Origin of the sequence: Streptococcus oralis (assembly GCF_002386345.1) — a bacterium.
Lineage (GTDB): Bacteria > Bacillota > Bacilli > Lactobacillales > Streptococcaceae > Streptococcus > Streptococcus oralis_S.
Map to the genome: position 1 here is coordinate 1,099,929 of NZ_CP023507.1, position 15,755 is coordinate 1,115,683.

Annotated in this window: 13 protein-coding genes and 1 other annotated feature; of the genes, 1 reads left to right on the forward strand and 12 read right to left on the reverse strand. The window is 41.0% G+C overall.

What is annotated here, in order from left to right; translation table 11 throughout:
* Positions 1–89: 89 nt before the first annotated feature.
* The 12 genes from CO686_RS05520 to CO686_RS05575 all read right to left on the reverse strand — a co-directional run bounded on the left by CO686_RS05520 (position 90) and on the right by CO686_RS05575 (position 14,457).
* Complete coding sequence (locus CO686_RS05520) at positions 90–2,342, reverse strand: glucosaminidase domain-containing protein (RefSeq protein ID WP_096753607.1); 2,253 nt, start codon at positions 2,340–2,342, stop codon at positions 90–92.
* 110 nt (positions 2,343–2,452) lie between these two features.
* Positions 2,453–3,439 (reverse strand): dihydroorotate dehydrogenase, encoded by a 987-nt coding sequence (locus CO686_RS05525; protein ID WP_172844175.1) that lies wholly within the window; start codon positions 3,437–3,439, stop codon positions 2,453–2,455.
* The gene (locus CO686_RS05530) at positions 3,402–4,202 is read right to left on the reverse strand and encodes a dihydroorotate dehydrogenase electron transfer subunit (protein WP_096753608.1); all 801 of its coding nucleotides are present in this window, start codon (positions 4,200–4,202) and stop codon (positions 3,402–3,404) included. Before CO686_RS05530 ends, CO686_RS05525 begins: the two co-directional genes overlap by 38 nt.
* Before the next feature lie 246 nt (positions 4,203–4,448).
* The gene (gene gloA, locus CO686_RS05535; RefSeq protein ID WP_033629915.1) at positions 4,449–4,829 is read right to left on the reverse strand and encodes a lactoylglutathione lyase; all 381 of its coding nucleotides are present in this window, start codon (positions 4,827–4,829) and stop codon (positions 4,449–4,451) included.
* Between the two features lie 97 nt (positions 4,830–4,926).
* A complete protein-coding gene (locus CO686_RS05540) occupies positions 4,927–7,698 on the reverse strand; it encodes a J domain-containing protein (protein WP_049479185.1) in 2,772 nt (923 codons plus the stop codon).
* Positions 7,699–7,711: 13 nt separating this feature from the next.
* Positions 7,712–9,376: a molecular chaperone HscC gene (locus CO686_RS05545; RefSeq protein WP_096753609.1), complete on the reverse strand. Its 1,665-nt coding sequence runs from the start codon at positions 9,374–9,376 to the stop codon at positions 7,712–7,714.
* A 174-nt stretch (positions 9,377–9,550) separates the two neighbouring features.
* Positions 9,551–9,910, reverse strand: coding sequence for a 50S ribosomal protein L20 (gene rplT, locus CO686_RS05550; protein WP_000124830.1), 360 nt, complete (start codon positions 9,908–9,910; stop codon positions 9,551–9,553).
* A gap of 51 nt (positions 9,911–9,961) precedes the next feature.
* A complete protein-coding gene (rpmI, locus tag CO686_RS05555) occupies positions 9,962–10,162 on the reverse strand; it encodes a 50S ribosomal protein L35 (protein ID WP_001125942.1) in 201 nt (66 codons plus the stop codon).
* A 32-nt stretch (positions 10,163–10,194) separates the two neighbouring features.
* Positions 10,195–10,725 (reverse strand): translation initiation factor IF-3, encoded by a 531-nt coding sequence (gene infC, locus CO686_RS05560; protein ID WP_000848184.1) that lies wholly within the window; start codon positions 10,723–10,725, stop codon positions 10,195–10,197.
* Between the two features lie 15 nt (positions 10,726–10,740).
* Positions 10,741–10,872 (reverse strand) — a sequence feature (ribosomal protein L20 leader region).
* A 74-nt stretch (positions 10,873–10,946) separates the two neighbouring features.
* Positions 10,947–13,187, reverse strand: coding sequence for a DNA internalization-related competence protein ComEC/Rec2 (locus CO686_RS05565; RefSeq protein WP_096753610.1), 2,241 nt, complete (start codon positions 13,185–13,187; stop codon positions 10,947–10,949).
* Positions 13,171–13,821, reverse strand: coding sequence for a helix-hairpin-helix domain-containing protein (locus tag CO686_RS05570; RefSeq protein WP_000452009.1), 651 nt, complete (start codon positions 13,819–13,821; stop codon positions 13,171–13,173). Before CO686_RS05570 ends, CO686_RS05565 begins: the two co-directional genes overlap by 17 nt.
* Positions 13,822–13,887: 66 nt before the next feature.
* Positions 13,888–14,457 carry a GNAT family N-acetyltransferase gene (locus CO686_RS05575; RefSeq protein ID WP_000443757.1) on the reverse strand — a complete coding sequence of 190 codons (570 nt, stop codon included), beginning with the start codon at positions 14,455–14,457 and terminating at the stop codon, positions 13,888–13,890.
* Positions 14,458–14,632: 175 nt separating this feature from the next.
* On the opposite strand from CO686_RS05575, the gene ald reads away from it, so the two are divergent.
* Complete coding sequence (gene ald, locus CO686_RS05580; protein WP_049501030.1) at positions 14,633–15,745, forward strand: alanine dehydrogenase; 1,113 nt, start codon at positions 14,633–14,635, stop codon at positions 15,743–15,745.
* The last annotated feature ends 10 nt before the right edge of the window (positions 15,746–15,755 follow it).

Consider the following 15,755-nt stretch of genomic DNA (forward strand, 5'->3'; position numbering starts at 1 on the left):
TTCAAGTGTAAAAAGCTATAGAATCAACTTATTGCCAGATATACAAAAACGATAACCACTTTTCAGTAGTTATCGTTGATTTCTTTTGATTAGTCTTTCCAACCAAGTTTGCTGTTGATAGTCATCATGATGCTGGCTATCTTCTCACCCCAGTAAGGATCAGAAGCATAGCGAACATTCATCCCGGTTGCTTTATTTCCAAGGTGGTCTCTGCCATAGTCGATGTAGTTCTCACGGATCCACTTGGCCGCTCCGAGAATTCCTTTGTCCACATTATCAAAGCTCTTGGCTGAGAGATATGGGCTCGTATCATAAGCAGCAATACCAAAGAAGTTGTTCTTATCTCTGGCAATTTGACTACGTCCCCACGCACTTTCAAGAGCGCTATGTGCCATCAAGTAAAGGGCATTGACACCGTAGCGTTCCTCAGCTTCTTTGAAAGTCGCTCCTTTACCTGCTAGAGGACTATCCTGCAAGTTCATCATTGAATACAGTTTATCCAATTCAGCTGCACTATAATTACTTGGTTCTCTCAAGTTTTTATAGAGGAAAGGATTTTTAATGGTAAAGCCATCAAAATGCTCTCCATCAGTTGAGTAGTACTTCTTACCAATAACCATAGCAGAAGTGTGTGGAGCTACTTTGATACTCGTGTATGGAGAGAGTTCATGGTAAAGGAATTTCCCATCACTAGTATAATGAGGGATAAACTCGCTTCCTTCATCCACTGCTGTCAAATCACTTTGATTCATATAGCCAGACAAGCCAGAAATCGAAACTGCAAGTCGGCCACCTTTTCGCGTCAAGCTATCCAGTGAAACAATGCTTCCTTGGTTAATGTAACTTAAGATTTCTCCAGATGCACTATAGACATAGGCTGTGATGGGTTTAACTTTGTAATATTTGGTTTTATCCGCAACATGCCATCTACCAGAAGCATCCAAGGTATGGCCATCCACAGTTTCATTTTTTGCCATATAACCGCCTGATTTAAGGTAGTACCATGATTGGTCAGATGAATCGTAGATTAATTCTTTCTCAGCCATCTTTCCATTTGACTTGAGGTAGAACCAATTGTTCTTGTACCATACCCACTCACTCGCAGCCATATAACCACCAGATTTGAGATAGTAGTAACCATTATCCCAGAGCCATTCTTTATTGACATAATTTCCATCAGAGTTAATATAGAACCAAGAGTTATAATTCTTGTCAAAGAGCCAGCCCTTGCCTGCTTTTGCTCCACTGCTGGTCACATAACTACGGTCAATCCAAGTTTCCGTAGAGAGGTAGCCGCCTAATTTGAAATGGTAATCCTTGCCTTTGATGGTTTGCCAACCTTTTTCAGCATAGGTTCCGTCAGCTTTCAAGTAAAACCAAGAGTTATAATTCTTATCAAAGAGCCATTCCGATTTCAATTTAGCTCCACTTTTAGCAACATAGAAGCGGTCAATCCAGCGCTCGGTAGAAAGATAGCCACCTAATTTGAAATGGTAATCTTTTCCATCAATAGTTTGCCAGCCTTTTTCGGCATAGCTACCATCAGATTTCAAGTAAAACCAAGCATCATAATTCTTATCAAAGAGCCATTCCGATTTCAATTTGGCTCCACTCTTTGCAACATAGAAGCGGCCAATCCAGCGCTCGGTAGAAAGATAGCCTCCAAATTTGAAATGGTAGTCCTTTCCATCTATGGTTTGCCAGCCATTTTCAGCATAGGTACCATCTTGTTGAAGGTAGAACCAACTGCTATAGTTGTCATCATAAATCCAGGCTTGTTTAACCTTATGACCATTTTCTGACAAATAGGTCTTACCAAGCCAAGCATTTTTCAGCATTTTACCTTGTGAATTGATGTAGTACTGGTTCTCACCTTGAGTGATCCACTCATCTTTGGCCATTTTCCCGTCTTCTTTAAGGTAATATTTTTCTTGACCTTGTTGAATCCATTCTTTTTGAGCTTTCTGACCATCAGACTTTAGATAATACCAGGATTCTTTTTCCTGATTAAATACCCACTGTTCCTTTGCTTTAGCACCACTTTCAGTCACATAGTACTGGCCAACCCACGTTTTCGTAGCTAATTTTCCAGCTTCGTTAAAATAGTAATCTTTACCACCAACTGTCAACCAGCCATTTTCTGCACGTTGACCATTATCTTTAAGATAAAACCAGTTCTGATGCGTTTGGTCAAAAAGCCATTGCTTGGTTGCTGGTTTCCCGTCTGCTTTGAGGTAGGTCTTTCCTTGCCACGTCCCCTCTTCTGCTTTTGCTGTCTCCACTACAGTAAAAAAACACCCCAATAAGCCAGCACTTACTAGGGCCACTTTCCATCGTTTCATTTAAATGCTCCAATAACGTTTTCTAAACCCTATTGTAACATAGTTAATCGACGGAAATATTACAAATTGATGAAGATTCTATTTCTTGTTGACGATAAGGAAGACCTAGCTTATCTCAGATTGGCTTTGACTTCCTGACGGAGATTTTCTAGACTGCTAATGCCGTATTTATCCATGACTTTTGGTAAATTTTCAATAATATCAGGACAGGCATATGGATTGGTAAAATTGGCTGTTCCAACTCCGATAGCAGAGGCACCAGCCAGATACATTTCTAGCGCTGCTTCAGCAGAATCCACTCCTCCCATTCCAATGATGGGAAGGTCGGTTGTTTGGGCGACTTGGCGGATGAGTTTGAGGGCTACTGGAAAGACTGCTGGTCCAGACATTCCACCTGTTCCATTGGCTAGGATTGGTTTTCTGGTTTTAAGGTCAAAGCGCATACCGACAAGGGTATTGATCATGGTTAGGCCACTTGCCCCTGCATCTTCTGCGGCTTTGGCGATGGTGACAACATCCGTTACACTAGGGGTTAATTTAACATAAACTGGCACATCAGAGGCTTCCACAGCTGCCTTTACCACTTCATAAGCCAAGTCAGGATCTTGCCCAATCAAAAGTCCATGATTGCCGTGATCCACATTCGGACAAGAGATATTGAGCTCGATAGCTTTTACATTTGTAGCCTTGGAAATCCCCTGAGAAACGGCAGCGTACTCTTGTTTTGAAAAGCCTGCTACATTGGCGATGATGGGAAGCGAAGGATATTCTCTTTCCAGCCAAGGCAACTTTTCAGCTAAAACAGCTTCTAAACCTGGATTTTGTAAACCGATTGCATTGAGCATGCCAGCAGGTGTCTCTGCTACCCTAGGAGTAGGATTGCCAAAACGGGGTTCAAGTGTCGTCGCCTTGATCATAATGGAGCCTAAAAGATCTAAATCATAGTACTTGGCATACTCTTGGCCAAAACCAAAACAGCCTGATGCTGGTATGATGGGGTTTTTCAAGTCCAAGCCTGGTAGAGAAACTTGTAAACGATTTGTAGTCATGACTTTCTCCTTATAATACAACTGTTCCTGTACGGAAAACAGGACCATCTTCACAGACACGTTGGCTGACCGTCTCACTTTCTGGTACTTTTAGAACGCAGGCATAGCAGGCCCCCATTCCGCAAGCCATACGAGATTCTAGAGATAGATAGGCTCTTGGGTGGTCATAAAACCTTTGATTGATGTACTTCATCATTCCTGGAGCTCCACATGAGTAGACGGCGTCAAATTGACTGTCTAAATCATTGATGACAACAGATACATTTCCCTTAATGCCATAAGAACCATCATCTGTCGTTACAAAGACCTGACCATATTGGGTCAATTCTGTTTCGAGAATAACAGCATTCTTGTTGGCAAAACCGAGGACTGTCACTACTTTCACCCCACGCGCATGCAATTCCTTGGCTACCTCAAGTAAGGGTGGAACACCAATTCCTCCTCCAACGAGGAGAACTTGGCTCTGATTGTCTAGGTCGGACAAGTCAAAACCATTTCCCTGAGGCCCCATCACATCAAGAGTATCTCCCTGACTTAAGGTTGAAAAAATAGCTGTCCCAGCACCCTCTATCCGATAAATAAGATGACACTGCTTCTTAACCTTGTCAATAGATGAGATTGAAATAGGACGACGCAAGAGATGGGCATCATCAGGCACGCGCAGATGGAGAAATTGGCCAGCTCGCATGGCTTCAACCATTTCTCCTTCTAGGACTAATTCAAAGATTGCTGGCGCAATTGCCTCTTGTGCGACCACCTTCATGGTTTCCAAACGAATCGCACCCATACGCTTCTTACATGTGGGATTCATGATTTTCCTCCTTAAATTTTAAGGGGACCAGATAAAGAAAAGACCTTGCTATTGCAAGGTCTCAGTCGAGATAGGACAGAACTCATGCGCACACTTAAAAAGTCTCCGCAAAGAGTCCCCTATCCCTTTTATCTGACACCTTGTGAGTCTCTCTGGACTCCCCTTAAAGGTTAAATTTGTATTAGTATACTCTTTCAAAGTAAAAAAGTCAAGTAGAAAACGAACATTCTACTTGATCTTACTGGATTATTTTTCACGAATGACTTCGACCTTGTAGCCATCCGGATCCTTGACAAAGTAATAGTTTGGTGGGTTACCTGGTAGGCCTTTGGGCTCTGTAACCTCATAGCCTTTGTTGCTGTGTTCTTGATGAAGTGCCTCAAGGTCAGGTGTACTGAGGGCGATATGGGCGAAGCCATCTCCTACCACATAAGGACCGTGATCATAGTTATAGGTCAACTCCAACTCATAGTCATCCCCCTCAAGTCCTAGATAGACAATGGTGAAAGCATGATCTGGAAAATCTCTGCGACGCAATTCTTTAAATCCAAAAGCATCTTGATAAAAAGCGATTGATTTTTCAAGGTTTTCTACTCGCAAGCAAGTGTGTAGCATTTTTGAAGCCATTTTCATTACCTCTTTCATTTTAATAGTTCTATTATACCCTTAATGGACAAAATTTACTAGAAACTTGAACTAGAGTCTTCTTCTCTACGCTTTCATTCTAAGCAGCACTTTTACGATTTTCCTTGCGTATATTGCGAATAAGGAAAAGCATGATCAGGATAAAAAGCCCCTCGAGGAAGTAGAACGTAAATTCGCTGTTCATGATTAGTAAGTCTTTGTAATGATAGTTATTACCGAAAACTGAATTTGGTGCGAATAGGATTCTGAATAGTCTTCTTAAGAAAATAAAGATCTGCAATCCATAAATCATAAAGACCTTCTTCACACCAATCATGAAGCCTTGTTCCTTTGTAAAATAAGACAAAGCGATTCCATTTAACAAGAGGATAACGGTTATGGCCAGAGTTTCATTTCGTAGAATAGTTGGATCAAAGATATCTAAACGGCTGTGAATATATGGCAACGTTTGAAAGAGTAGAATTCCCAAGATTGCTGGAAGAAGGATTTTCTTCAGAGATGGTGGAAATCCAGGACTAAATCTTGTAAAGGACAAGCAAATCACAAGGATTGCAAAAATATGGAAGTAAGATATTGCAACTCCTGAAATAGTCTGGCTTTGATTTGCCAAAGCAGAAAGAAAGCCAGCAGAAAGAAAGATACCAACAGGAATCAGCTTATCCAAAGAATAATCCCATTTCAGCCCCTGACTCACTTGGAAACCATCGATGAAGCTGAAAAATGTAATGAACATAAGGGCACCGATGAGGCCAAACGGTAAGGATGGAATGACGAGGGTCAATAGCAAGATTAGTAGGAACCATGGATGGGGGCTGTAGTAGAATTTCCGTTTTTCTCCTCTAGCAGTCACTCCCTCCTCAATCGGTGTTTTCCTTAATTTTAGCATATAGACGTAAAAGAGAGAAAACATACCAGCATGAACCCATGAATTATAACCAGGTCTCTCTATAATACTGAGCAGCAAACTTACAATCGTAAATAGACTAAAGAAAAACTGAAGAAACTTATTTTTAAAGACCTGTCTTTTTTTCCAATCCAAATAAGAGAGTCTGGCCTTCGGATGACTAAGTTCATAGGCATAAGTCGTCATCTCTTCTAGTTTCTGGTCTGTCTCCTCCGTCATCATTTGGGGAGCCATTTTAGAAGTAGGAAAAGGAGCTAAAACATATCTCAGGAGCTCCCCGTCTGTGAATCGACGGTACTCCTTATAGATCTGTTGAAGCAAAACCGTTAGAATGCGTGGTCTTCCTTTAAAGTAGCTTCTCCACTTATCCCAATCATTGATATCTTCATCGTTCTTAGTGAGTTTATCTATATAAAGATAACCTTCATTGTACCAGTAATCAAAATTTTCTTTTTTGTTAAGTGCATACTCCTCTACCACTGAAGGATAAGAATGGATACTCTTCCAGAAATGGAGTTTTTTCAGGTAAGGATTTGATTCCTCATCACTGTAACGCTCTACAAATTGAAGAACGAGAGCTAACACTTTCGCATTGGTTAAAGGATAGACGTCCACCTTTTCTAACAAATCAAGTAGGAGCGTGTGATCTTGAACTGTTTCAAAAAGATATTGCCAATCACGTAACAGTTTGTACTCGTCTTGGTATGGACTATAGAGTAAAAGATATAGTTTTTCCTCAACCTCCGATGGATTTAGCAAATTATAAGAATGGATATCGAATGGTTCTTCTGAATCTGCTTGTAATTCCTCAAAGTAAGCTAGAAGTTCATCATAGGCTTTTTGTTCCTCTTCTCCAACCTCTGGTTTAATCTTCTCCAAGATATAAGCCAAAACTGGAATGCAAGTAATCATTTGTTTACTGTTATTCAAGAGAAAAAGGACAGTACTAGGAGAAAATGATTGACTGAAAAATTTTATCCAAGTTCCAATCTGATTAGCTCTTTGGGAATCTTCAAGGATTGCTTGACATAAACGATAAGAAGAATACAAATTCGAAATTTCTTTTTTTGCATCTTCAAGAGACTCTCCATTTTTGTAGGCGGTAGCTCTTTTAACCTTCCAATGCTTCAGTTTATAGTAATAGCCCCAGTATCGGAAGTCAGGTATATAGTCTTCCAGCAAGGGAATGAGGATAGAAAATTGCTCCGGTTTATTAAAAATATAAACATCCATTTCCTCTAAAACGGATTGAACAATGTCCATATCATACTGATACTGATGAAAGAACTGACGCCATAGATGCTCTTGTTCTTCTGGACTGTAATCATCATTTTTAACAATACTTTCAATCGCATTTCGAATCAAATAGGCTGCTTCATTATAACTACTAAAGTCAAGAGTAGACCTTGTTGTTCCTTCTTGCCCACGGTTCTCTTCGTCACCAAACGTTTCAAAGTTGAGGGTATTCGTAGCTCTTTCTTCAGAATCTCCATTTAGCTGAACTTCCTCATCATAGTCACTAAAGTCAAGGGTGGACTTTTGCTCATTCTCTTCTGCTTTAAAGGTTTCAAAGTTAAAGGAATCGCTGGTTTTATCAGTCGATTGCTGATAATCACTGAAATCAAGACCAGATCTTTCAGACTCTTCGTTCTCAGTCTTCGTTTTTTCAGTCAAGTTTTCAAAGTTGAGACTAGAGTTAGGCTTTTCATTCGCCTCTTCTTCAAGTTCAGTAGCTTCTTGAGAGTCACTCGCTTTTTTGAGACTATTTTCTGGTCTTGTGTTTCTAGACCTCGCATAAGTCAGGGCTTTTTGGTAAGCTTCAACAATTTCTTGGTAAATTTCTGGTTGGTCTTCTGGGTGATAGAGCCGAACCAATTCAGCATAACGCCTTCTAATAAGCTTGACGTCAGTCGTTGGCTCTATCCCTAAAGTTTCCCATATATTCATAAGGTCTCCTCTTTTATAGTCCTCGCTCTAGAAAGTCTAGATAGTTTGAAAATGATTGATAAAGTTTTGGCAAATGATAAACAGATGCTTGACTGACCTCTTCTTCAAATCGTCTAGTTTCAGCCATTAGCTCATCTCTTCTTCTCCCCAAGAGCATACTGTACACACGATTCGCTTTTTCAATCAAGAAACGATAAACCTCTGTTTCTTGAGCATTAATCTTATAGCGAGTCAACTCTACTTGCTTAGCCTTGATTTCCTTTTCTGTCAGAGTAACACTATCTTGGAGAATAACATGACTAAAGACTTCCTGTGTTGAATCAATTTTCACTTCGACATCCAAAATCCCATTTAAATCATAGGTAAATCGAACTGTGAAACTTTCATTTACTCGAGTATTCACAGGGACGGGAACTTCTAATTCTCCTAGGAACAGATTTTGTGATGCTTTCATCATCTCACCTTGATAGACCTTTATCTTGACTTGGCTCTGTCCCAATTCAGCCGTATAGTACTGTTCGATGCGTGAAGCAGGGAGGGTAGAATTTCGCTCAATAATCGGCGAAAAGCGGTCGCCAACTATCTCAATCCCCAGTGTAAAAGGACAAATATCAGACAGTAATAAATCTCGTATCTCACCCTGGCGTTCTTTTATTCCTGCTAAAAGGGCACAACCTCTCGCAATCATCCGATCAGGATCATCAGATACCTGCACCATTTGATTGATACAGTAGGATAAAAAGTCCTGAACCAAGCGGAGTTTCGAAGTCCCACCAACAAGAACAAAATTATCAGAAGACACATAGCTATAGCGTGCGTCCATCAAGGCACGGTCCAAAACAGCCTTAACACGTGCTAGCAGCGGTTGACAAAGCTCATAAAAGCGCTGGTAGCTCAAGTCTAAAGAGTATTCCTGATCTTGGTCCATCACTGTCATCTTCACTTCTTCTTTATCATTCAGTTCCAGCTTTGTCTTTTCAGCCTGTACCAGAATTTTGCCATAAAATTCACGGGAAATCGTATCCTTGGTTAATTGATTGGAGACTAAAAATTCCTCAGCAATAGCCGCAGTAAAGTCTTCTCCCCCCAAGCGATTGTCCCCTGCGATTGACACGATTTCAACGATATTATCAAAAAGCTCCACAACTGAAATGTCTAGAGTTCCACCACCAAAATCGACTACAATAAAAGATTGATCTTCCTGGTTTACCATAGATCTTTTAGCAAGAGCAGCTGCGGAAGGCTCATTGATAATCCGATCAATCTGAACTCCAGCAAATTTCCCTGCTAGTTTGGTCGCATAGCGTTGAGCATCGTTGAAATAAGCTGGTACACTGACAATCACTTCCTCGACCTTTTCTCCAAGATAGGTCTCTGCATCGTCTACCAACTTTCGAATGATAAAAGAGCTTAATTCTTCAGCCTTATATGCTCGATTTCCTAGGGTCAACTCATGTTTAGTCCCCATAAAACGCTTGAATTGTGAAACCGTCTTATCTGGGTGAGTCACCAAGCGTTCCTTGGCAATTTTTCCAACTATAATCTCATCATTGTCATCTAAAGCCACAACAGATGGAGTCAAATACTCACCAAAAGCATTGGGAATCAGCTTGATTTGACCATCTTGATAAACCCCCACTAAAGAATTAGTCGTTCCTAAATCAATACCTACTATCATCTTCTTCTAACTCCAAATCTTTTTTAGATATACCTATTATACAGGAAATATCCTATTTTCTTTGAAAAAATCTGTGATTTACTCTTTAAAATCGAAAATCGTTTAAGGAAAATAAAAAAGTTTCACCCTACTCCTGCGGTAAAAACCACGAGAGTAAGAATGAAACAGTTGTCATTATTTACCAAGTTTTGCTTTAGCTGCATCTGCAAGAGCTGTGAAAGCTGCTGCATCGTTAACAGCCAAGTCAGCAAGCATTTTACGGTTAACTTCGATTTCAGCCAATTTCAAACCATGCATCAATTGTGAGTATGAAAGTCCGTTCAAACGAGCTGCCGCATTGATACGAGTGATCCACAATTTACGGAAGTCACGTTTTTTCTGACGACGGTCACGGTATGCATAGTAGTAAGAGTTCATTACTTGTTCTTTTGCAGTACGGAACAAGATGTGTTTAGCTCCATAGTAACCTTTTGCTAATTTAAGAATACGTTTACGACGTTTGCGTGATACAACGCCACCTTTAACACGTGCCATGTTTTATTTCCTCCAAATATTTCCTAGAATTGTTTACTTACTGTTAGGCTATTATTTCAAGCGAGTAAGCATTGCTTTGATACGTTTGAAATCTCCTGAATGCACCATAGATGCTTTACGAAGATGACGACGTTGTTTCTTAGTTTTTCCGTGGAAACGGTGAGAAGTGTAAGCACGGAAACGTTTAAGTCCACCAGAACCTGTACGTTTGAAACGTTTAGCTGATGCGCGGTGTGTTTTTTGTTTTGGCATGATTTTTTCTCCTTTATTTAACTTTCTGACAATTATTTTTTGTCAGTTGCTGGCGCCAACTGCATGAACATTTGGCGTCCATCCATCTTAGCTCGTTGTTCGATGATCGCAATATCTTGTGTTGCTTCAGCAAACTCGGCTAAAACTTTTGCACCAATCTCTTTATGGGTGATCATACGCCCTTTAAAGCGAATGGATACCTTAACTTTATTTCCTTTTTCAAGGAACTTGCGTGCATTGCGAAGTTTTGTGTCAAAGTCACCCTTGTCAATAGTTGGACTCAGACGAACTTCTTTCACAGTAACAACACTTTGTTTTTTACGTTGTTCTTTTTGCTTTTTCTGGTACTCAAATTTGAACTTACCGTAGTCCATAATTTTAGCAACAGGTGGTTTTGCTTGGGGTTGAATCAATACTAAGTCAACATTTGCACTATCAGCCAATGCTTGCGCTTCGCTGAGTGGCTTGATGCCTAGCTGTTCTCCCTCAAGACCGATCAAGCGAACTTCACGTACACGAATTTCATCATTGATGAATAAGTCTTGCTTTGCTATGGTTTTCACCTCTTTTTTATTATTAGAGAAAAACAATAGCGGACTCGTAATGATACAAGCCCGCACGTTATGATAGCGTTTCTTAGAAACTTTTCATCCGTAGGGCCAGGCAACTTGATGTCACAAGGCGAGAAGCTCTCACTTCTGCTTTTCTCAACTTTTATATGATACCAAGTTTTCTATTCCTTGTCAAGATAAAAAGTTATTTTTTTCAAAAAAGTTTATCTATTTTATCTCACCGTTTCCATTCGCCAACTATTCCATCCTTTAAAGCGAATGGCTCCTTGCTGGTCAGTTCGGTAAACTTTGCTATTGATATTTTCAATTCGTGTCAAGGTTTCCTGATGGGGGAGTTTGGCACGATTGTTCTTGCCCACTGAAATGAGAGTAAGCTCTGGTTTGAGCTTCTCTAAAAAAGCTGGGCTAGATGAAGTCTTTGAACCATGTTGACCTGCCTTCAAGATATCCAACTCTAAGGTAGGGTATTGCTTTAAAAGTTCCTTCTCTCCCTTCTCCTTCAAGTTTCCAGTAAAGAGAAAGTGCTTATCCAAAAGTTTTCCATAAAGAACCAGAGAATCATCACGATCCCCATCTCCAATCTTCCTTGGAGATAGGACTTCTAAGTAACTGCCAAAAATCGGTAAATTCTCCCCTGCTGTCACACTGCGCACCTTAGTTTGACTTGCTTCTAGTTCCGCTACAAATTCCTTCTGTGTCAGACTTCCTTTTGATACTAAAATCTCTCCAACATGGAAAGCCTTGGTCACCTCCAGTAAATCACCAACATGTTCCTTGTCTGTATTGGTCAAAATCAGCTGGTCAATCTTATCTACTCCTCGACTTTTAAGATAAGGAATCAAGGTTCTCTGGGCATTGCTGGTCGTCGCCTTTTCTTGCCAAGCCTCGATTTTCTTATCAGATTCTGCCTTACCACCTACATCTATGAGAATGGTTTTACCAGTTACATCCCGTAGGAAAATACTCTCCCCTTGCCCAACATCTAGCATGGTAATTTCATTTTCAAGTGGATGCTTGGTCAAGAAAAAGAGCCCCACAATAAAAAGACTGACTCCTGCTAGTCTTTTGATGTTTTTCCTCATGTCATAGACCAAGGCTAATGAAACTAACAGTAGAATCAACAGCCATGCGTTGGGTTGACCAAAGACCAGGGGCCTACTTGCCAGCTGCGATAGCAAGCGAATGACGCCCTCCAACCACTCAAAGACAAAGTTAAACTGAGTGACTGGGTAAACGAAGGACAGAATGAATAAGATGGACAAAAGCGGCAAGAAGACCACATCAAACAGAAAGGAAAAGACAAAGGTCAAAAGGATAGACCAAGGCTGAAATTCTGCAAAATAAAAGGATAGAATGGGCAATATTCCCAAAGAAATGACCAAACTTTCTCTGGCAACAGCCTTGATCCCATCGCCTTCTTTGCTGGTCATGGTCAAGATAAAAGCATAAGCGCAGGACAAGACTCCTCCTGCAGTTAGGAAAAAGTTTGGCATAATGATAAAAAGGACAAGGACCGTCAAGGCAAAATTATCCAAGCCCTTAATACCATGTTGTGCTAGTAACTTTTGCAAGAGACTGCGAATAACAGATGCTGAAAATCCTGTCAGACCTGCATAGATAAGAGAAAAGGGATAAGTTAGCCACTTCAACTTTTCTTGAGTTAAGCCCAATCGCAAGAGGAGTTTCTTAAAGGCATCCATGAAAAAGCCTACCTGCATACCCGACAAGGCAAAGAGATGGATAATTCCAAGACTGGAATAGAGCTCATTCATCTCCTCAAAGTCCGTGTCCAAATGTCCTAAAAGAAGACCTGTCATATAATTGCGCATAGGATCTGGAAAGTGCATCTTGATCCAAACTACAGCCTTTCGACGTAAACTGGACAGATTTTCTCCTATATCCCAACTGCTAATCTTTCTCATTGACTGGATACTCTTGATAGTCAAAGTTTGGTAAATCCCCTGAGTTTTCAGATAGGCTTGGTAGTCAAAGCCACCAAAATTCCTCTGACCTTCAGGCTCTGAAAGTTTTCCTTCTATCTCTATCTCGTGAAGGTCTGTTAAGGCCTGAAAGAGCTCTTTCTCCTCCTCAGACTGGAGTTTATAGTAAACTTGGAAGGTGCGACCCTCAGCCTTGCCCCGAAAGGACAGACTATCCCCATTGACTTTGATGGTATCTGGTGAAATCCTCACCTTTTCAACATAGCCAACCAAGTCTTGACTCACTTGTGTCTGTTGCCAGTTTTGAAACAGAAACCAAAATCCAAAAACTCCACAAATCGCTAGAACTTTTCCAGCCGGTTTCCAAGGAAATTGGAAAAAGAGACAGACGAGCAAAAAAACAAAACCTAGCAGTGCGAGATAGGACGCTCCTAAAATGGCATAGTAAAGCCAGAGCAACAGAAAGCTCAGATAGATTAGGGGGATAGGGAAATTCTTAATCCACTGTGACATAATCTTTTAGCTTTTCTATGGTCTTTGCGCCAATGCCAGAGACTTTCTTTAATTCATCTACCGACTTGAATTTGCCATTTGCCTCACGATGGTCGATAATATCCTGGGCTCGTTTGCCACCAAGTCCTTTGACCTGCTTGAGTTCTTCCAGACTGGCCTTGTTGAGATTGACCTTCTTTTCCTTGCTCGTCGAAGAGGCCGTCCCAGAAGCAGTCTGTTGACTAGCTACTTCTTCTCCCTTAGTTGGAACGTAAACCAGAGCTTCATCACTAACTTTCTGAGCTAGATTGAGCGATTTGCTGTCTGCTTGCTCTGTCAAGCCACCCGCCTTTTGAACAGCATCATTGACACGACTACCTACTGGCAAGTCATAAATCCCTGGCGATTTAACAGCACCTTTGACATCTACTGTTATCAGATCTTGTTCAGGAGATTCTTCCTTCTCTTCCTTGTTCACTTCTTTTTCAGACGATGAATCCTTTGAAACAGCTGCGACTTCAGCCTGCAAATTTGTTTCTTTCACAGATGTTTGTGAAGTTGGTTTTAACAGGAAAAATCCGCCTAAGGCTAAACCCAAACCAGCACAGATGACAATGATTTTATACTCTTTGATTTTTTCGATAATGACTTCCATATTTTCTCCTCTCTTAAGTTATTCGTAAGTGAAAGAAAAAAACAGCTGAAAAATCTTTTCAACTGCTTATTTATTTTCAAAATAGTCTTCCTTAGTCAAGACATAATGAACTCTTGTGATAATTCGACCTGGTTCTTTATTATCCATTTTGGCATAGGGTTCTTCGTGGGAAAAACGCATACCTGATTTCTCCATGACCTTTCCTGATGCGGGATTGTCTTTATCGTGAAGAGCGGTCAACTTGTTCATTCCAATCTTCTCAAAAGCCAGCTCAATCACGGAACGATTGGCTTCTGTCGTCAATCCTTGATTCCAATACTTTTGGTTGATAATGTAACCAATAGCTGCCTTCTTAAGAACAGGATCAATCTTGTGCAAGTCAATGGTTCCGATAAACTGACCAGTGCTTTTTAGTTCAATTCCCCACCGTCCCAAGGGATTAGCCAAGTATAACTGAGAGATGTTGTTCTTGGTCTCTTCTAGGCTTTGATTTGTTGGAAAAGTGTAGCGTGTATTTTCTCTGTCTGAGGCATACTCAAACATAGCTTCTGCATCGTCCAAGGTTACAGGTCGGAGCAATAAACGCTCCGTTTCTATAGATGGATACTGGGCAAATTTCACAAATATTGATTCCATACTTTTCCCTCCATTAGAGCTTGATTCTCACTAGTCTAGCATAAATAAATTTGGATGACAAGTTTTTCTTGATTTTTGAAGCGGTTTCATATACAATAAAACCATCACATTTTTGATTTATGGAATGGAATGTGACAACTAAAACAATCTAACAATTGAAAGGTAGGTTATCTCTATGTTAATCGGAATCCCAAAAGAAATTAAAAATAACGAAAACCGTGTTGCCCTCACTCCTGCTGGCGTCCATAGTTTAATCAGTCGTGGACATCGTGTTCTCATCGAAACAAATGCTGGTCTCGGTTCAGGATTTACTGATGCAGACTATCAAAAGCAAGGAGCTGAGATTGTCGCAACTGCTGCTGAAGCCTGGGCTGCCGAGTTGGTCGTGAAAGTAAAAGAACCACTAGCTTCTGAATATGGTTATTTGCGCGACGATCTTCTCCTCTTCACCTACTTGCACATGGCCGCTGCTCCAGAATTAGCAGGTGCTATGTTAGCAGCCAAAACAACAGGAATTGCCTATGAAACTGTTCGTGACAATCAAGGACAACTACCACTCCTCGTTCCTATGAGTGAGGTTGCAGGTCGTATGGCTGTTCAAATCGGAGCTCACTTCCTTACTAAGCAAGCTGGTGGTTCTGGTGTCCTACTAGGTGGTGTACCAGGTGTTCCAAAAGGAAAAGTAACCATCATCGGTGGTGGTGTCGTCGGTACACATGCTGCCCGCATCGCCCTTGGTCTTGGTGCTCAAGTGACTATTTTAGATATCAGTGCGAAGCGTCTCTCAGTTCTAGAAGAAGTCTTTGGAAACCAAATCCAAACTCTTATGTCTAATTCATTCAACATCGAAGCAAGTGTGAGAGATGCTGATGTGGTGATTGGTGCAGTTCTCATCCCTGGTGCCAAAGCACCGAAATTGGTGACAGATGAGATGGTCAAACAAATGCGTCCAGGCTCTGTCATTGTTGACGTTGCCGTTGACCAAGGTGGCGTTATCGAGACAGCTGACCGTGTGACAACGCACGATGAACCTGTCTATGAAAAATACGGTGTTCTCCACTATGCCGTTGCCAATATCCCTGGTGCGGTTGCCCGTACTTCTACTATCGCCCTAACCAATGTCACTCTTCCTTATATCGAAGCTCTGGCTGGCAAAGGATTCGCACAAGCAATTGCTGAAGATGAAGGCTTGCGTCAAGGTGTGACCACTTATCAAGGTTACTTGACCAGCCTCCCAGTTGCCCAAGGCCTGGGTAGAGATTTTACTTCTATCAATGAACTAGTTTAAAATTGGTTAA